We start from the raw sequence: 16,245 nt of genomic DNA on the forward strand, positions 1-16,245 counted from the left end.
CATGCGGCCGATCGACACCCGGCGCGCCGTCGAACTCCCGCGCCACTCATGGAGCAGGACGAGGCCTGCAAGATCCCCATGGGCAACTGCGCCCCGGGATCGCTATGATCGGTGCCCATGACGCCTTCCTTTCCGATCCGCCAGCCCTGCCCGCCCGGAGTCTGCGACTGCCAGCGCGAACAGTTGCTGGACAGCCCAGACAGCGACCTGCGCATCCTGCGCCTGACCCGCCAGGAGGAGAAGCGCCTGCTCGAGCGCCTGGAGAACATTCAAAGCCTGAGCGATCTCGAGCACATGCAGCGGCGCCTCCACGAGCAGCTGGGCATCCGCCTGGCGATCGCCCCCGGCTTCAACGAAGTGCGCAGCATGCGCGGCATCGCCATTCGTATCGACGACCTGCCAGGGCTCTGCCGCAAGACCCGCCAGGCGATTCCGGCGGCGATTCGCCGCGGCCTGGAGAAGCACCCGGAAATCGCCTACGACCTGCTCAACGCCCACGACCTGTTGCGCGACGCCTGACGCAGGCAGCGGACCGGCGCACAAGGCAACGTCAGTCTGCCGGTCCTATTCTCCCGTCGACGCCTCACCGAGCTGCTCCGCGCACACCTCCCGAACGCAGCCACGCAACCAGCGGTGCGCCGGGTCGGCATGCAGCCGCGGGTGCCAGAGCAAGGCAACGCTGATCTCCGGCGTCGCGAACGGCAGAGCAAAACTGTGCATACCGAGGCGCAGGTTTCCGCTATGGCGTTCGGGAACACTGGCGATCAAGTCAGAACCCCTGGCGAGCGCCAAGGCCGTCGAGAAACCCTCGACCAGCGTGACGACCCGCCGCTTCAACCCCAGGGGCTCCAGCGCTTCATCGATCGGCCCCTTGTCGAGCCCGCGCCGCGAGACCGCGACATGCCGCCCGGCCGCATAGCGCGCGGGGCTGATCTCGCCCTGGCTCAGCGGATGTCCCAGGCGCACGACGCCGATGAAGCGGTCACGGAACAGCCCCTGCACCCGCAACTCCGGAGCGGTCGCCTTACCCACCACACCGGTTTCCAGGTCGACGCTGCCATCGCGAAGTGCGGCGCCGTCCTTGTCCGCCTTATGCACGAAGCGCAGCCGCACGCCAGGCGCCTGCTGGCAGACCCTGGCGATCAGGGCCGGGCCGAAGTTCTCCACGAAGCCCTCGCTGCTGCGCAGCGTGAAGGTACGGGACAGCCGCTCGAGGTCGAGATTCTCCACGGGACGCAGCACCGCCCCGGTGTCCCGTACCAGCTGGCTGACCTGCTCACGGAGCTCAAGCGCTCGAGGAGTGGGCACGAGGCCACGCCCGGCCCGCACCAGCAACGGGTCTCCGGTCGTCTCCCGCAGTCGCGCCAGCGCCCGGCTCATTGCCGACGGGCTCAGGCGCAATCGCTGCGCGGCTCGGGCAACGCTGCCTTCGGCGAGCAACACATCCAGGGTGACCAGCAGGTTGAAATCGGGATTCGACATGCCTCGACCATAGCACGGCCCCGGGCTGACATGGCGTCGGACGCACGTATTCAGTGCAACTGCTGCGCCTTCCGCCTTATCAGGCGCAAGCCTATGGTTTCGACAGCAGCGTTTGCCGGCCAACCAGAGGGGACGAAGTGGATGTCGACGCCAACCACCGCGAGACACGATGAGATAGACCCGGGACGCACCGAACAGGCCGCTTCGTTTCGCTGGAGGCTCGTCAGCCTTGCGTTGCCCATGTTGCTGGCCTCGCTCGGCAGCAGCATCGCCACGGTCGGCCTGCCGACGCTGGCCCAGGCGTTCGGCGCCTCCTTCCAGGCGGCCCAGTGGATCGTCCTCGCCTACCTGCTGGCCATCACCACGCTGATTGTCGGCGCGGGACGTCTCGGCGACATCATCGGCCGCCGACGACTGCTGCTGGCCGGGGTGCTCCTGTTCACGGCGGCCTCGCTGCTGTGCGGCGTCGCTGCGTCGTTCTGGCTGCTGATCGCCGGCCGGGCACTGCAGGGCCTCGGAGCCGCGATCATGATGGCGCTGACCATGGCCTTGGTCGGTGACATGGTAGCGAAGGAAAGGACCGGCCGGGTCATGGGGCTGCTCGGCAGCATGTCCGCGATTGGCACCGCGCTAGGGCCGTCCCTCGGCGGCGTGCTGATCGCCGAACTTGGCTGGCGGGCGATCTTTCTGCTCAACCTGCCCCTGGGTGGCCTGACACTGCTGCTCGCCCATCGCTATCTGCCCGCCGAGCGCCAGGCGCCGCAGGCGGATAGCGGCGGTTTCGACGTGCTCGGTACCCTGTTGCTGGCGCTGACGCTCGGGGCCTACGCGCTCGCCATGACACTCGGGCGCGGCGGCTTCGGCCCGCCCAACATGGCGTTGCTGCTGGCAGCCGTGGTCGGCGTCGGCTTGTTTCTGCGCGTCGAATCCACCGCGGCCTCGCCCTTGATTCGCCTGGCCCTGCTCCGCGATCCAGTGCTGAGCGCCGGCCTGGCCATGAGCATGCTGGTCTCGACTGTGCTGATGGCGACACTGGTCGTCGGGCCCTTCTATCTGTCGCGGGCGCTCGGGCTCGATGCCCTTGGGGTCGGGCTCGCCCTGTCCAGCGGCCCGTTGCTCGCTGCGCTGGCCGGCGTGCCCGCCGGCCTCATCGTCGAGCGCCTTGGTGCACACAGGATGACCCTGGCCGGGCTCTGCGCGATGGCAGTCGGCTGCAGCCTGCTCGCCCTGTTGCCCGAGACACTGGGAGTCGCCGGCTACGTCATCCCCATCTTGCTCACCACCGCCAGCTACGCGCTGTTCATGGCGGCCAACAACACCGCCGTCATGAGCGATATCCGGAATGAGCAACGTGGCGTCATCGCCGCACTGCTCAGCCTCTCGCGCAATCTGGGGCTGATCACCGGCGCGTCCGTCATGGGTGCGGTGTTTGCGTGCGCCTCAGCCACGAACGACATCACGATGGCACACCCCGCCGCCGTCGCCGCCGGCATGCGCAGCACCTTCGCCGTCGCCCTGCTGCTGATCGCCGTCGCGCTGGCCGCCGCGGCTGCTGGCCGTGCTCGGTCTTGGCAATAGTCGGTCGCGGGCCTGGATGGCGCGGCCAGCCGGGGGGCGGTGCCGCGCGGGCAACGAGTAGGGCGAGAACCAGGTTCACCAGTGCTCCGGTAAAGCGTGTTACTCCGAGCCTGAACTCGAACATCGACGCGGGCCCCACGCTCGGCCTGGGGAGGCGAATGGCAGGAGGCCACGTACCTTTTTCGCTCCGCCGCTATCGATGCCCGACTGGATCAGCCCCATGGCCTGCACTCAGCGAGCTTGAAGCTGAAACTGCTGGGCAGACCCGTCGCGTCCTTGAAACGACCCGTCGGGCCAACGCCGGCAGCCTTGTTTCACGCACAAGCGCAATCGGCAGGCAGGAAGACAGATTCACCAACTCACGCGCAGAAATACGTACTGAAACCAGAGCCATACGGCCATGGCCGCGGCACCCTATTGTTGCCAGTGCTGCTTAATGTCCTGCCATTGCTCATCCATGATCCACTCGTCTGCCATCGGAAAGAATATATTCTCCTCGCGATCCATGTGGTCATAGTACTTCCTAATATAGTCCTCGACGAAAGCGGCTATTTCCTTTGAGTTAAGCCCCGATTGTTCCAGGGCCCCGAGTTGCTTGGCGATTCGCTCGAACCCTTGATGATCACGCTCTATATCTCTCACGCACTGATGCAGCGGCGCCTCGGTTGCCAACAACTTCTCACGAATCAGTTCTTCATTCTGATGGTGTTTTGTTTCCGCCTCACCATGCAGAGACTCCAGCATCCTGTAGAGCTGCTCGCAGTCGGCCGCTTCATCCACGCCACTGCCAAGCACTTTCAGCAGTTGTTTTATTCGGTCGATAGTGGCGGAAACACCGCGATGGTAGACGTGAAGTTCCTCCAGTAACGGGTGCATAGCAAACCTCTCTGACATAAAGCCGGAGTATTCCCAGTAACCTTTAGACTAGTACGGGAAGCTTGCCCTCCTGTTGATCTGCATCAATGAAGCCTAGCGCCCAGATGATGCCAGCAAGTCCAGTTCTGGCCTTGCGCCGCATCTTAGGTCCATAAATCGCTAATGCGCGCTTGGGATATGCAATCAAAGTCTTTAACTTGAACGCATCCACCACCCTGCCCCGCCACCCACAACTTACTTCCGCCAGGGCAACAACAGGGATATAAGCGCCGCCCCCTGCAGTTATCGAAGGTTATTTCATTAGGGTCGCAAATTGCCCGAGCCGCGTGGATCAGCGCCGACGGTGATCGATGCCGGGTAGCGCTCGCCAGAACAGCGCCGGCAACAGCGGCGGCCGAGGCCGCTGCGTTCGCTTGAATCGCAAGCTCAACAGCAGCGGCCAACGATCTTTCGCTTCGGCGTAGCTCGACTCGCGGTCGACAGGCGCGGTGCCAGATCAGCCGGCAGCCGATAGGCTCGGAAAGCTCGCCTTGATCCGCTGCAGGAGCAGCTCGGCGCGGGCCGATAGCGGCCATTCGGCGCGGTGCAGCAGCCACAGGCTATCGACCACCGCAGGCGCCCCCTCGATGACCTGGATGGCCTCTGGCCGGGCGAAGGCCAGGCGGGCGAAGCGCGGAATCACCGTGAATCCCAGGCCGCGGGCCACCGGCTCGAGGATCAGGCCGATCTGGTTGGTGAAGCCGCGGCACGGCAGGCTGCGCACCCCGGGCGCGCCGGGAAACCGCCGACTGAGCAGGCGCCCGGCCATGGCCTGGCCATCCGGGTGATCGATAAAGCCGAGGCGCTCGAGATCGCGCCAGTCGCGGACCCGCTCGCCGGCCGGCACCACCAGCTCCAGCGGCTCCTCGGCAAAGCGGCTGACGCTCAGGCGCGGATCATCCGGCTTGAGGGTCACCAGACCCAGTTCGAAGCGGTTCTCCAGCACGGCGTCCAGCACCTCGCGGTCCGGGGCGAAGCGATGGCGGATGCTCAGGCCCGGGTGCGCCTGCTGCAGCGCCAACAGCTGCGGGTAGAGCGCCAGGCCGATGCTGCCGGGGCTGATCAGGCCGATCTCGCCCTGCTCGGCGTCGGCCTCGGACAGCCGCTGCTGCAAACGCTGGTCGGCGGCACCGACCTCCATGCAGTAGTCGAGCAGGGCGTGGCCGGCGGGCGTCAGCTCGAGCTGGCGCGGGCGGCGGATCAGCAGCGGGCCCAGGCGCTCCTCGAGACGCTGCACATGCTGGCTGACCGCGGCCTGGGTCAGGTCCAGGCGCTCGGCGGTGCGGGTGAAATTGCCCTGCTCGGCGAGCGTGGCGAAGGTACGCAGCCATTGCGGATTTAGCATAACGATCTCTTATTGAAATCATAACCTGACGATTATTTTGATTATGACTATGCACACCTAGACTGGCTACACTTCAGCCAACACGAGGTTTTGCTCATGTCCAGCGTCTACCCCCGCAGCTTTTCCCACATCGGCCTGTCGGTCACCGATCTCGACGCCGCCGTCAAATTCTACACCGAGGTCATGGGCTGGTACCTGATCATGCCGCCGACCACCATCAGCGAGGACGACTCGGCCATCGGCGTGATGTGCACCGACGTGTTCGGCGCGGGCTGGGGCTCGTTCCGCATCGCCCACCTGTCCACCGGCGACCGCATCGGCGTGGAAATCTTCCAGTTCCGCAACGCCGAGAAACCGCAGAACAACTTCGAGTACTGGAAGACCGGAATATTCCACTTCTGCGTACAGGACCCGGACGTCGAAGGCCTGGCCGCCAAGATCGTCGCGGCCGGCGGCAAGCAGCGCATGCCGGTGCGCGAGTACTTCCCGGGCGAGAAGCCGTTCCGCATGGTCTACATGGAAGATCCCTTCGGCAACATCCTGGAGATCTACAGCCACAGCTACGAGCTGACCTACTCCGCCGGCGCCTATCAGTAAAGCGCGACCCCAGCAGCGGCTAACGCCGCCCACACCAACAAAAAAGGCCGCAAATGCGGCCTTTTTTGTTGTCTCCCAGTCCGGCTATTCGGCCAGGCGCCAGGTGGTGCCGCCCTTGCCGTCTTCCAGCACCACGCCCATGGCGCCGAGCTGGTCGCGGATGCGGTCCGACTCGCCCCAGTTCTTCTCGGCGCGGGCCTGCAGGCGCGCGGCGATCAAAGCCTCGACTTCGGCAGCGTCGACCTTGCCTGCGGCGCCGGCCTGGAGGAAGGCGTCCGCCTCCAGCTGCAGCACGCCGAGCAGCCCGGCCAGCTCCTTGAGCCGCGCGGCCAGGCCGGCCGCGGCCTGCAGGTCGCTGTCGCGCAGGCGGTTGACCTCGCGCACCATCTCGAACAGCACGGCGCAGGCTTCCGGGGAGTTGAAGTCGTCGTCCATCGCCGCGGCGAAGCGCTCGGCGAAGTCCTCGCCGCCGGCCGGTGCCGCCTCGGGCAGGCCGCGCAGCGCATGGTAGAAACGCTCCAGGGCGCCCTTGGCTTCCTTGAGGCTGTCCTCGGAGTAGTTGATCGGGCTGCGGTAGTGGCTGGACACCAGCAGGTAGCGCACCACCTCGGGGTGGTACTTGTCCAGCACCTCGCGGATGGTGAAGAAGTTGCCCAGGCTCTTGGACATCTTCTCGCCGTCCACGCGCACCGCGCCGGCATGCATCCAGGCCTTGGCGTAGAGCTTGCCGGTGGCCGCCTCGCTCTGCGCGATCTCGTTTTCGTGGTGCGGGAACACCAGGTCCGGGCCGCCGCCGTGGATGTCGAAGGTCTCGCCCAGGCAGCAGGTGGACATCACCGAGCACTCGATGTGCCAGCCCGGCCGCCCCTTGCCCCAGGGCGAATCCCAGCTCGGCTCGCCCGGCTTGGCGCCCTTCCACAGGACGAAGTCCAGCGGGTCTTCCTTGGACTCGTCGACCTCGATGCGCGCGCCGACGCGCAGGTCCTCGATCTTCTTCCTCGACAGTTTGCCGTAGCCGACGAACTTGCCGACCCGGTAGTAGACGTCGCCGTTACCCGGGGCATAGGCGAAGCCCTTGTCGATCAGGTTCTGGATCATCGCGTGCATGCCGGCGATGTGGCCGGTGGCGCGTGGCTCCTGATCGGGGCGCAGCACCGACAGGCGTGCCTCGTCCTCGTGCATGGCGCTGATCATGCGCTCGACCAGGGCCTCGAACGGCTCGCCGTTCTCTTGTGCACGCTTGATGATCTTGTCGTCGATATCGGTGATGTTGCGCACATAGTTCAGCGCATAGCCGCTATGGCGCAGCCAGCGGGCGATCACGTCGAAGGCCACCATGACCCGTGCATGGCCGATGTGGCAGAAGTCGTAGACGGTCATGCCGCACACGTACATGCGCACCTGGTTGCCTTCCAGCGGCTGGAAGGCTTCCTTGGTCTTGCTCAGGGTGTTGTAGATCGACAGCGCCATTACTGACCTCCCCAGGAGTCACGCAGGGTCACGGTGCGGTTGAACACCGGAGCGCCCGGCCTGGAGTCCTTGAGGTCGGCGCAGAAGTAGCCTTCGCGCTCGAACTGGAAGCGTTCCTCCGGCTGCGCCTGGGCCAGCGACGGCTCTGCGCGGCAGCCCTTGAGCACCACCAGGGAATCGGGGTTGATGTTGTCGAGGAAGCTGGCGCCCTCCTCGACCTTCTCCGGGTTGGCCGAGCGGAACAGGCGGTCGTACAGGCGCACTTCGCACTCGACGCTCTCGGCGGCCGGCACCCAGTGGATCACGCCCTTGACCTTGCGGCCCTCGGGGTTCTTGCCCAGGGTGTTCTCGTCATAGCTGCAGCGCAGTTCGACGACATTGCCGGCGGCATCCTTGATCGCCTCGTCGGCGCGGATCACGTAGCTGCCGCGCAGGCGCACCTCGCCACCCGGAACCAGACGCTTGAAGCCGGCCGGCGGGGTTTCCTCGAAGTCGCCGGCGTCGATGTAGAGCTCGCGGCTGAACGGCAGCACGCGCACGCCCATGTCCTGCTTGGGGTGACGCGGCAGCTCGAGGTTTTCCACCTGGCCTTCGGGGTAGTTGCTGATCACCACCTTGAGCGGCTTGAGCACGCACATGGCGCGCGAGGCGTTGGCATCCAGGTCTTCGCGGATGGCGAACTCGAGCATGCCGATGTCCACCACGCCGCCGGCGCGGTTGACCCCGATCATGTCGCAGAAGGTGCGGATCGACGCCGGGGTGTAACCACGACGGCGGTAGCCGGACAGGGTCGACATGCGCGGGTCGTCCCAGCCGCTGACGTGCTTCTCATCGACTAGTTGCTTGAGCTTGCGCTTGCTGGTGATGGTGTAGTTCAGGTTGAGCCGGGCGAATTCGTACTGGCGCGGCTGCGCCGGCACCGGCAGGTTGGCCAGGAACCACTCGTACAGCGGGCGATGGTCCTCGAACTCCAGGGTGCAGATCGAATGGGTGATGCCCTCGATGGCGTCCGACTGACCATGGGTGAAGTCGTAGCTGGGGTAGATGCACCATTTGTCGCCGGTCTGGTGATGATGGGCGTGGCGGATGCGGTAGAGGATCGGGTCGCGCAGGTTCATGTTCGGCGAGGCCATGTCGATCTTCGCCCGCAGGGCGCGGGCGCCGTCGGGGAACTCACCGGCCTTCATGCGGGCGAACAGATCGAGGTTTTCCTCCACCGAGCGCTCACGGAACGGGCTGTTCTTGCCCGGTTCGGTGAGATTGCCGCGAAACTCGCGGGCCTGGTCCGGCGACAGGTCGCAGACATAGGCCTTGCCCGCCTTGATCAGTTCGACGGCCCAGTCGTGCAGCTGATCGAAATAGTTGGAGGCGTAGCGCTCCTCGCCGGCCCACTGGAAGCCCAGCCACTGCACGTCGCTCTTGATCGCGTCGATGTATTCCTGGTCTTCCTTGGCCGGGTTGGTGTCGTCGAAGCGCAGGTTGCACTCGCCGCCGAACTCCCTGGCCAGGCCGAAATTCAGGCAGATCGACTTGGCATGGCCGATGTGCAGGTAACCATTAGGCTCCGGCGGGAAACGGGTGATGATCTTCGTGTGCTTGCCCGCTTCCAGGTCGGCCTGGACGATGGGACGAAGAAAGTTCGTAGCGGCGGGAGTCTCTGGCTTGCTCATGGGGTCCTTGATCATGCAGGTGCGGCGCAGGGTAGGCCGACTAAAACAAAGCGCTTATCATAGCCGAAGCTGTCAACCCCCTGACAGGCCTTCGAATTTCTCGACAGAGCGAATCCCAAATGATCAAGCTGCACACCAACCACGGCGTCATCACCCTCAACCTGTTCGAAGACAAGGCCCCGGAAACCGTGGCCAACTTCAAGGAATACGTGAAGGCCGGCCACTACGACAACACCGTGTTCCACCGCGTGATCAGCAACTTCATGATCCAGGGCGGCGGCTTCGAGCCGGGCATGAAGCAGAAGCCGACCCGCGCACCGATCAAGAACGAAGCCAACAACGGCGTCTCCAACAAGGTCGGCACCGTCGCCATGGCCCGCACCATGGAGCCGCACTCGGCCTCCGCGCAGTTCTTCATCAACGTCGCCGACAATACCTTCCTCGACCACAGCGCGCCGACCGTGCAGGGCTGGGGCTACGCGGTATTTGGCGAAGTGAGCGAAGGCATGGACGTGGTCGAGAAGATCAAGGGCGTGGCCACCACCATGAAGTCCGGCCACCAGGACGTACCGGTCGACGACGTGATCATCGAGCGTGCCGAGATCGTTGAGTGATCCTACTGATCTCCGACCTGCATCTTGAAGAGGAGCGCCCGGACATCAGCCGGGCGTTTCTGCATTTCCTGCAGACCCGCGCCGCCCGGGCCGAGGCGCTGTACATCCTCGGCGACTTCTTCGAAGTGTGGATCGGCGACGATGCCATCAGCCCCTTTCAACGCTCCATCGCCCAGGCCCTGCGCCAACTGAGCGACGGCGGCACACGCATCTACCTGATGCATGGCAATCGCGACTTCCTGCTGGGCCAGGCGTTCTGCCGCGAGGCCGGCTGCACCCTGCTGAGCGATCCGAGCCTGGTCGATCTGGCCGGCGAGCAGGTCCTGCTGATGCACGGCGACAGCCTGTGTACCCGGGACGAAGCCTATATGCGCATGCGTCGCTGGCTGCGCAACCCGCTGAGCCTGTTCATCCTGCGCCACCTGCCCCTGGCCACCCGCCACAAGCTGGCGCGCAAGCTGCGCAAGGAAAGCCGCAGCCAGACCGCGATGAAGGCCAACGACATCGTCGACGTCACCCCCACCGAGGTGCAGCGGGTCATGGCGGCCCAGGGCGTGCGCACGCTGATTCACGGCCACACCCACCGCCCGGCGGAGCATGAGCTGCAGGTCGAGGGCCAGTCCGCCCGGCGCATCGTTTTGGGCGACTGGGACCGCCAGGGCTGGGCCCTGCAGATCGACGCTCAGGGCTGGCAGCTGGCGCCCTTCCCCCTCGGCTGAGCAACGCCGCCGATCTAGCGTTGCAGGGCGACCTGGCGCTCATAGCGCTGGAACTGCGGACTCGCCTCGATGGTCTGCGCCAGGCGCAGGGTCGCCTCGTTGACCTCATCGGCGACGAACAGGGTGATGTCCGTGCCAGGCAGGGCCGGCAGGCCCTCCTCGATCACCTGCAGGCCGGGCTCCAGGGTCGAGCGCGGAATGATGCCGACGCCGATCCCGGCACGCACGGCGGCCAGGACCCCGGCCCGACTCTGGCTGGTGAAGGCGATCCGATAAGGAATCTGCGCCTCGGCCAGCACCTTGCCCGCCGAATCACGGTGATAGCAGCCCTCGACGAACACCGCCAGCGGCAGCGGCTCGCGCTCGTGGGTCGAGTGGGCCTCGGTGCGCACCCACACCAGTTCGTCGCGAAACAGCCGGCGACCGCCATCGGACGCCGCTGGCATCTCGACCAGGGCCAGGTCCAGCTTGCCCTCGGCCACCAGTGACGCCAGGTAGTGGGGCCGATGGTCGCAGACCACCTCCAGGCAGGCCTCGGGATAACCCAGCACGAAGGCTTCAAGCAAAGGCGTAAGGCTGCGCGTGGCGTACTGGTCATGGGTGCCGAAGCGCACCTGGCCGGCCACGTCGGCATGCTGGAAGGTGCCGAGGATACGGTCGTGCAGGTTCAGCAGCTGCTGGGCATGACCCTTCAGCTGCTCCCCGGCTGGCGTCAGGCGGACGCCGTACTGGCCACGCTGCAGCAGTTCGGTCGCGACCAGGGCCTCCAGCCGGCCGAGCTGCATGCTGATGGTCGAGGGCGCGCGGTGCAGGCGCGCGGCCGCGGCGGTCAGGTTGAGCGTCTCGGCGACCACGACAAAGGTACGCAGCAAGGCTATGGGCAGGTCGCGCATGGCAGAATTCAACCTTATTGAAAGTGGCGATCAATATTTATCGTTTTGCCGAATCCTGGCAAGCCTCTATGTTAGCCGGCATCCAGCTCACCCCTTGCCGACCCCCGCGAGCTGTCCCGGAGCCTGAATAATGCGGATGCCCACCACCTTCGGCCTGAACCAGATCGTCAGCCACGGCTTTGGCATGTTCCTGTTCGCCGCGCTGATGCCGTTCATGCGCGACGCCATCGAGATCAGCCCCTGGCAGCTGGCGACCATCGGCGCCCTGACCCAGGTCGCGTATCTGGCCGGCGCCATGCTCCTGGGTACGCTAGGCCACCGCCTGGGCACCGGCCGCCTGGCCCTGCTGACCGGCATCACCTCCAGCAGCCTGCTGTTGCTCATGTCGCAGCTGCGCGATCCGCTGCTGATCACCCTGACCCTGACCTGTCTGGCCGCCAGTGCGGCGATCAGCTGGGGCTGCATCGTCGAGATCGTCAGCCGCTGCGCCCGTCCCGAATCGCGTTCGACCTACCTCTCCTGCGCGTCCAGCGGCACGGCCTGGGGCTATGCCCTCAACGGCCTGCTGATCCTCGTGGTGGTGCCGCTGCTCGGCTGGCAAGCCAGCTGGCAGGTGGCCGGGCTGTTCGGCCTGGTGGTGCTGGCCCTGACCTGGCACATGCTGCGCGACCTCAAGGCGGCCCCCATCGAGGCGACCGAGGGCCTGGCCCCAGTCGACGCGGCGATCCCGACCGCCAAGCTGTTCGCCACCATCATCGGCGAACGCACCGCGCTGTTCGCCTGCCTGATCTGCCTGCTGGTGGGCTTCACCACCATGCCCTTCTCCTACTGGCTCAACACCTACCTCGACGAGCTCAGCCTGCCGGCGGCACTTGGCGGCTATACCTGGGCGACGGTGGGGGGTACCGGCATGGTGGCCGGCTTCATCACCGGCAAGCTGGCCGACCGACGCGGTCATGGCACTGCGCTGATGGTGATCTTCAGTGGCTTCGCCCTGGGCCTGCTGGCGTTTATCGCCGACCCGGGCAAGTTCGCCCTGGTCGCCGGCTTCGGCTATGGACTGATGTACTTCCCGATGTGGGGCATCGTCGCCGGCTGGGTCAACCAGCACTACTCCTCGACCGCCACCATGCAGATCAGCGGCATCTGCATGGTGACCTTCGGCCTGGGCGGGACCCTGGGCAACCTGCTGGCCGGCTATATCCGCGAAACCACCGGCTCGCTGCACGACGTGTTCTTCGTGCTGACCGCTGCGTCGCTGCTGCTGGTGGCCCTGGCCATCGTCATTCTGCGTGGCAATCGCAAGGTGCTGCCGATCATCCCGCCGGCTGGCGCCTGCTGAAGCCCGCCTTGTCTCTGCCGCCCACTGAAGGGGCGGCAGCCCGCCAGATGCGGCTCAGGCAGCCGCGCCGCTGTGGAAGCGGAACTCCTTGTCCGGCGTGAGGATCGCCTCGCGCTCCACTTCGGCGAAGTACGCCACCCGCTCATTGATCGACTCGCCGGCATAGTCCCGGGCCATCTTCAGGTAGCCCTGGTAATGACGCGCCTCGGACTTCAGCAGGGAGCGGTAGAACTGCCCCAGTTCCTCGTCCAGGTACGGCGCCAGGCGGAAGAAGCGCTCGCAGGAACGCGCTTCGATGAAGGCGCCGACGATCAGGGTATCCACCAGCTTGTGCGGCTCGGATGTACGCACGTGCTTGTGCAGGCGCTGGGCATACAAAGCCGCGCTCACCGGTCGGTAGGCGATGCCACGCCGCTGCATCAAGGCCGCGACCTGCTCGAAATGGCGCAACTCTTCGCGGGCCAGACGCGACAGGTTGTATTGCAGATCGGACTTCTCGATATAGCGAAAAAGCAGGGTCATGGCCGTCGACGCGGCCTTCTTCTCGCAGTTGGCGTGGTCGATCAGCATGATGTCCTGGTGCTGCAGGGCCTGGGCAATCCAGGCATCCGGCGTGGGACAGAGGAGAAAGGCTTCGATCTCGGGTAGCAGTTGCATAGGCTCACGATTGGGGTGACGGCGCCAGTAGGCGGGCAAGGCCGGCCATTATACGAATGGTGCCAGGAACAGCCAGCCGCGACGTTGATACCAGTCAAAAACACGAGGCGCCTGCACCATCTATAGTTGTCTGGCCGCAGCAACCATTTCACAGGGAGACGTACATGCAAGCCATTCGCAGCATTCTGGTGGTGATGGAACCGGAACAACCAGAGGGCCTGGCCCTGAAGCGGGCCAAGTTGATCGCTGGCGTAACCCAGTGCCAACTGCACCTGCTGGTCTGCGACAAGAAGCATGACCATTCGACCTATCTGCACGACCTGAGCAGCGCGCTGCAGCAGGAAGGCTTCAGCGTCTCCTGCCAACAAGCCTGGCACGAGAATCCGCACCAGACCGTGATCGCCGTGCAGCAGGCCGAAGCCTGCAGCCTGGTGATCAAGCAGCACTTTCCCGACAACCCGCTGAAGAAGGCCCTGCTCACCCCGAACGACTGGAAACTGCTGCGCTACTGCCCCGCTCCGGTGCTGATGGTCAAGAGCGACAAGCCCTGGGCCGGCGGCATCGTTCTGGCCGCCGTCGATGTCGGCAATGCCGACGCCGAGCACCGCACCCTGCACGCCAGCATCATCAGCCATGGCCATGACATCGCCGCCCTGGCCAAGGCCAACCTGCATGTGATCAGCGCCCACCCGGCGCCGATGCTGTCGGCCGCCGACCCGACCTTCCAGCTCAAGGAGACCATCGAGGCGCGCTACCGCGAAGAGTGCAAGGCCTTTCAGGCCGAGTTCCAGATTGCCGACGACTGCCTGCACATCGCCGAAGGGCCGGCCGACGCCCTGATCCCGCAGACCGCACGCAAGCTCGGCGCGGTGGTCACGGTGATCGGCACGGTCGCCCGCACCGGCCTGTCCGGCGCACTGATCGGCAACACCGCCGAGGTGCTTCTCGACTCGCTGGAAAGTGACATCCTGGTGCTCAAGCCCGCGGACATCATCGCCCACCTGGAAGAACTGGTCGGCCAACGCTGAACGGTGCGACGCTGCCGCCTGCGGGCGGCAGGTTGCTGCCTCCCCCCTGGCGCAACTGACATACGGCGTGGCGAAGGCGGCCGTTAGCGGCCATGCTGCTATGGCTGCGCAGCCGATCACCGGCACCGCAAGACCATCCAGGCTTCTCGAGACAGGCCCAGATCGCCGCTGCGCGGCCTCACGGTTCAATGCCTAGGGAGATAGCCATGCAAAGCATTCACCGAATTCTGGTTGTGCTTAATCCGGTGCACTCCGACAGCCTCGCGCTCAGGCGAGCCAAACTCATAGCCCACGGTATCAACGCCCATCTGCACCTGCTGCTCTGCGACCAGCGGCAGGATCATGGATCGCTGCTCCGCAGCCTGAATACCCGGCTCAGTGGCGAAGGCTTCAGCGTCACCACGCAGCAGGAGCGCTGTGACCATCTGCATGCGACCGGTGCCATCCTCGCGGCGCAGAAGGCCCACGCCTGCGATCTGGTGGTCAAGCAGCACTACCCGGACAACCCGCTGACCAAATCGATTATTCCGCCCGAGGACTGGCGATTGCTGCGCGACTGCCCCGTTCCGGTGTTGATGACCAAGACCGAACGGTCCTGGGAGGGCGGCCTGGTCCTGGCGGCCATGGATGTCGACAATCACGAAGGCCAGCATCTGGATCTGCAAGGCAGCATCATCGGCCATGCGGTGGACCTGGCCGCCCTGCTCCACGGCACGCTGCACGCCGTCACCGCCTATTCCAGCGGTTTCGACCTGACCGCCGACCCCTGCGCCCCCAGGCTCGATGGCCAGGCGGCGCAGTGCTGGGAAGGCAGTCGCTGGTTCCAGGAGGAATACGGCCTGCGTGACCACCAGCTGCACCTGGCCGAAGGCTCGGCGAGAACGGTGATCGCGCAGTACGCCCACGAGCTGGAAGCGGCCATCACGGTCATCGGCACAGTGGCGCGCAAGGGACTGTCCGGGATGTTGATCGGCAACACGGCGGAAGCCTTGCTGGACCGGGTCGACAGCGACGTACTGGTGCTCAAGCCCCACGATGCGGACGTGCACCTGCTCGAACCCCTGGAGCAGAAATCGAATTTGCCGCACGTGCACCTGGCCGGTTCCCGCTAGCTGGGGACGCCCGAAGGCCAGCAGCCCACGCCCCGGCGACTCGCCTGCGCCTACTGGCCTTCGCGCAGGAAACGGGGTGCGATATAGCGACCGTAGTGCGCCTCGGACAGCAGGAAGAACTCGCGGTCGATGGCGTCACGCAACTCGGGCAGGGCCCAGTCGCGAAACTCCGGCAGCAACGCGATGCCGTAGGCGTCGAGCTGGTTGATCACCCGTGCGCCACGGGCAATCAGCTGGTACGCCCAACAGTAGGGCGACTGCTGTGCCACGAATCGGATCTGGCGCTGCTCCAGTTGCGTGCGCAGACGCCCCTCATCGAAGACCTCCAGCTTGGCCACCATCACCTGCTCCAGCAGCAGCTCCAGGCGCCGCCAAACCGCCTGTTTTTCCTCCTCGCTGTAGCCATTCCACTGGATCACTTCGTGGTGGAAACGCTTGCACCCGCGGCACACCAGGTCGCCATAGACGGTCGAACACAGGCCTACACAGGGAGTCTTGATGCGTTGATTGGACATGGCGAAAACAGCGTCAGAGGCGAAACGGCCTGGCATCTTAGCCCTTTGTCCAAGCCAGATCATCCCCACCGGGCAGACGGCAATCGCTTAACTTTGCCCGCGCTTTGCAGTAGTATCAGCCCGCCTTTTATAGGCGCCAATGTCCGTTGGAAGCTGTTTTCAAAGCGTCACGAGCACAGTCGATCCTGCAGGTACGATGTTGGCGCCGGCTCTTGAACCCCCCTTCAAGCGTCTGCGCCAGCCCTCATCTACCCCGTCCTGCCGGCGTAAAACTTTGAAAGCAGCTTCTGGAAGAAATCCCTGAAATC

The 16,245-nt window shown here is 65.2% G+C and carries 16 protein-coding genes; 8 read left to right on the forward strand and 8 right to left on the reverse strand.

What is annotated here, in order from left to right; translation table 11 throughout:
* Positions 1–117: 117 nt before the first annotated feature.
* Positions 118–519 carry a hypothetical protein gene (locus ACSX1D_RS12070; protein ID WP_439858740.1) on the forward strand — a complete coding sequence of 134 codons (402 nt, stop codon included), beginning with the start codon at positions 118–120 and terminating at the stop codon, positions 517–519.
* Positions 520–564: 45 nt separating this feature from the next.
* On the opposite strand, the gene ACSX1D_RS12075 is transcribed toward ACSX1D_RS12070, so the two are convergent.
* Positions 565–1,482: a LysR family transcriptional regulator gene (locus ACSX1D_RS12075; RefSeq protein ID WP_439858741.1), complete on the reverse strand. Its 918-nt coding sequence runs from the start codon at positions 1,480–1,482 to the stop codon at positions 565–567.
* Positions 1,483–1,623: 141 nt separating this feature from the next.
* Between ACSX1D_RS12075 and ACSX1D_RS12080 the strand changes: the two genes are divergently transcribed.
* Complete coding sequence (locus tag ACSX1D_RS12080) at positions 1,624–3,060, forward strand: MFS transporter (RefSeq protein ID WP_439858742.1); 1,437 nt, start codon at positions 1,624–1,626, stop codon at positions 3,058–3,060.
* Positions 3,061–3,474: 414 nt separating this feature from the next.
* Here ACSX1D_RS12080 and ACSX1D_RS12085 read toward each other — a convergent pair whose 3' ends face one another.
* Together ACSX1D_RS12085 and ACSX1D_RS12090 are read right to left on the reverse strand one after the other, a co-directional pair.
* Entirely contained in the window at positions 3,475–3,936 is a 462-nt protein-coding gene (locus tag ACSX1D_RS12085; RefSeq protein WP_208707031.1) for a hemerythrin domain-containing protein, read from the reverse strand.
* Positions 3,937–4,432: 496 nt separating this feature from the next.
* Positions 4,433–5,320 carry a LysR family transcriptional regulator gene (locus tag ACSX1D_RS12090; protein WP_439858743.1) on the reverse strand — a complete coding sequence of 296 codons (888 nt, stop codon included), beginning with the start codon at positions 5,318–5,320 and terminating at the stop codon, positions 4,433–4,435.
* A gap of 96 nt (positions 5,321–5,416) precedes the next feature.
* On the opposite strand from ACSX1D_RS12090, the gene ACSX1D_RS12095 reads away from it, so the two are divergent.
* Positions 5,417–5,917 (forward strand): lactoylglutathione lyase family protein, encoded by a 501-nt coding sequence (locus ACSX1D_RS12095; protein WP_208707033.1) that lies wholly within the window; start codon positions 5,417–5,419, stop codon positions 5,915–5,917.
* Between the two features lie 84 nt (positions 5,918–6,001).
* Here ACSX1D_RS12095 and cysS read toward each other — a convergent pair whose 3' ends face one another.
* Positions 6,002–7,387 (reverse strand): cysteine--tRNA ligase, encoded by a 1,386-nt coding sequence (cysS, locus tag ACSX1D_RS12100; protein WP_439858744.1) that lies wholly within the window; start codon positions 7,385–7,387, stop codon positions 6,002–6,004.
* Positions 7,387–9,057 (reverse strand): glutamine--tRNA ligase/YqeY domain fusion protein, encoded by a 1,671-nt coding sequence (locus tag ACSX1D_RS12105; protein ID WP_439858745.1) that lies wholly within the window; start codon positions 9,055–9,057, stop codon positions 7,387–7,389. Before ACSX1D_RS12105 ends, cysS begins: the two co-directional genes overlap by 1 nt.
* A gap of 119 nt (positions 9,058–9,176) precedes the next feature.
* On the opposite strand from ACSX1D_RS12105, the gene ACSX1D_RS12110 reads away from it, so the two are divergent.
* Together ACSX1D_RS12110 and lpxH are read left to right on the forward strand one after the other, a co-directional pair.
* On the forward strand, positions 9,177–9,671 hold the full coding sequence (locus ACSX1D_RS12110) for a peptidylprolyl isomerase (protein WP_208707036.1): 495 nt from the start codon (positions 9,177–9,179) through the stop codon (positions 9,669–9,671).
* The gene (lpxH, locus tag ACSX1D_RS12115) at positions 9,668–10,390 is read left to right on the forward strand and encodes a UDP-2,3-diacylglucosamine diphosphatase (RefSeq protein ID WP_439858746.1); all 723 of its coding nucleotides are present in this window, start codon (positions 9,668–9,670) and stop codon (positions 10,388–10,390) included. The genes ACSX1D_RS12110 and lpxH overlap by 4 nt, the downstream gene beginning before the upstream one ends.
* Before the next feature lie 14 nt (positions 10,391–10,404).
* Here lpxH and ACSX1D_RS12120 read toward each other — a convergent pair whose 3' ends face one another.
* The gene (locus ACSX1D_RS12120; protein WP_439858747.1) at positions 10,405–11,283 is read right to left on the reverse strand and encodes a LysR substrate-binding domain-containing protein; all 879 of its coding nucleotides are present in this window, start codon (positions 11,281–11,283) and stop codon (positions 10,405–10,407) included.
* 130 nt (positions 11,284–11,413) lie between these two features.
* Here ACSX1D_RS12120 and ACSX1D_RS12125 point away from each other — a divergent pair, with 130 nt between their 5' ends.
* A complete protein-coding gene (locus tag ACSX1D_RS12125) occupies positions 11,414–12,625 on the forward strand; it encodes an MFS transporter (protein WP_439858748.1) in 1,212 nt (403 codons plus the stop codon).
* Positions 12,626–12,679: 54 nt separating this feature from the next.
* On the opposite strand, the gene ACSX1D_RS12130 is transcribed toward ACSX1D_RS12125, so the two are convergent.
* On the reverse strand, positions 12,680–13,282 hold the full coding sequence (locus tag ACSX1D_RS12130) for a tRNA-(ms[2]io[6]A)-hydroxylase (RefSeq protein WP_439858749.1): 603 nt from the start codon (positions 13,280–13,282) through the stop codon (positions 12,680–12,682).
* 164 nt (positions 13,283–13,446) lie between these two features.
* On the opposite strand from ACSX1D_RS12130, the gene ACSX1D_RS12135 reads away from it, so the two are divergent.
* Both ACSX1D_RS12135 and ACSX1D_RS12140 read left to right on the forward strand, forming a co-directional pair.
* The gene (locus ACSX1D_RS12135; RefSeq protein WP_439858750.1) at positions 13,447–14,310 is read left to right on the forward strand and encodes a universal stress protein; all 864 of its coding nucleotides are present in this window, start codon (positions 13,447–13,449) and stop codon (positions 14,308–14,310) included.
* A 206-nt stretch (positions 14,311–14,516) separates the two neighbouring features.
* Positions 14,517–15,422, forward strand: a complete 906-nt coding sequence (locus ACSX1D_RS12140; protein ID WP_439858751.1) for a universal stress protein — start codon at positions 14,517–14,519, stop codon at positions 15,420–15,422.
* Between the two features lie 50 nt (positions 15,423–15,472).
* On the opposite strand, the gene ACSX1D_RS12145 is transcribed toward ACSX1D_RS12140, so the two are convergent.
* On the reverse strand, positions 15,473–15,937 hold the full coding sequence (locus tag ACSX1D_RS12145; protein ID WP_208707043.1) for a DUF1289 domain-containing protein: 465 nt from the start codon (positions 15,935–15,937) through the stop codon (positions 15,473–15,475).
* Between the last annotated feature and the right edge of the window lie 308 nt (positions 15,938–16,245).

Source organism: Pseudomonas sp. MBLB4136, from assembly GCF_051904765.1.
Taxonomy (GTDB): domain Bacteria; phylum Pseudomonadota; class Gammaproteobacteria; order Pseudomonadales; family Pseudomonadaceae; genus Aquipseudomonas.

Excerpts from the sequence above, each read along its gene's own strand:
- ACSX1D_RS12095 (WP_208707033.1), top strand. The coding sequence starts at position 5,417 with ATGTCCAGCGTCTACCCCCGCAGCTTTTCCCACATCGGCCTGTCGGTC.
- ACSX1D_RS12145 (WP_208707043.1), bottom strand. The coding sequence starts at position 15,937 with ATGTCCAATCAACGCATCAAGACTCCCTGTGTAGGCCTGTGTTCGACC.
- ACSX1D_RS12075 (WP_439858741.1), bottom strand. The coding sequence starts at position 1,482 with ATGTCGAATCCCGATTTCAACCTGCTGGTCACCCTGGATGTGTTGCTC.
- ACSX1D_RS12110 (WP_208707036.1), top strand. The coding sequence starts at position 9,177 with ATGATCAAGCTGCACACCAACCACGGCGTCATCACCCTCAACCTGTTC.
- ACSX1D_RS12090 (WP_439858743.1), bottom strand. The coding sequence starts at position 5,320 with ATGCTAAATCCGCAATGGCTGCGTACCTTCGCCACGCTCGCCGAGCAG.
- ACSX1D_RS12140 (WP_439858751.1), top strand. The coding sequence starts at position 14,517 with ATGCAAAGCATTCACCGAATTCTGGTTGTGCTTAATCCGGTGCACTCC.
- ACSX1D_RS12130 (WP_439858749.1), bottom strand. The coding sequence starts at position 13,282 with ATGCAACTGCTACCCGAGATCGAAGCCTTTCTCCTCTGTCCCACGCCG.
- ACSX1D_RS12080 (WP_439858742.1), top strand. The coding sequence starts at position 1,624 with ATGTCGACGCCAACCACCGCGAGACACGATGAGATAGACCCGGGACGC.
- ACSX1D_RS12125 (WP_439858748.1), top strand. The coding sequence starts at position 11,414 with ATGCGGATGCCCACCACCTTCGGCCTGAACCAGATCGTCAGCCACGGC.
- ACSX1D_RS12070 (WP_439858740.1), top strand. The coding sequence starts at position 118 with ATGACGCCTTCCTTTCCGATCCGCCAGCCCTGCCCGCCCGGAGTCTGC.
- cysS (WP_439858744.1), bottom strand. The coding sequence starts at position 7,387 with ATGGCGCTGTCGATCTACAACACCCTGAGCAAGACCAAGGAAGCCTTC.
- ACSX1D_RS12085 (WP_208707031.1), bottom strand. The coding sequence starts at position 3,936 with ATGCACCCGTTACTGGAGGAACTTCACGTCTACCATCGCGGTGTTTCC.
- ACSX1D_RS12105 (WP_439858745.1), bottom strand. The coding sequence starts at position 9,057 with ATGAGCAAGCCAGAGACTCCCGCCGCTACGAACTTTCTTCGTCCCATC.
- ACSX1D_RS12120 (WP_439858747.1), bottom strand. The coding sequence starts at position 11,283 with ATGCGCGACCTGCCCATAGCCTTGCTGCGTACCTTTGTCGTGGTCGCC.
- ACSX1D_RS12135 (WP_439858750.1), top strand. The coding sequence starts at position 13,447 with ATGCAAGCCATTCGCAGCATTCTGGTGGTGATGGAACCGGAACAACCA.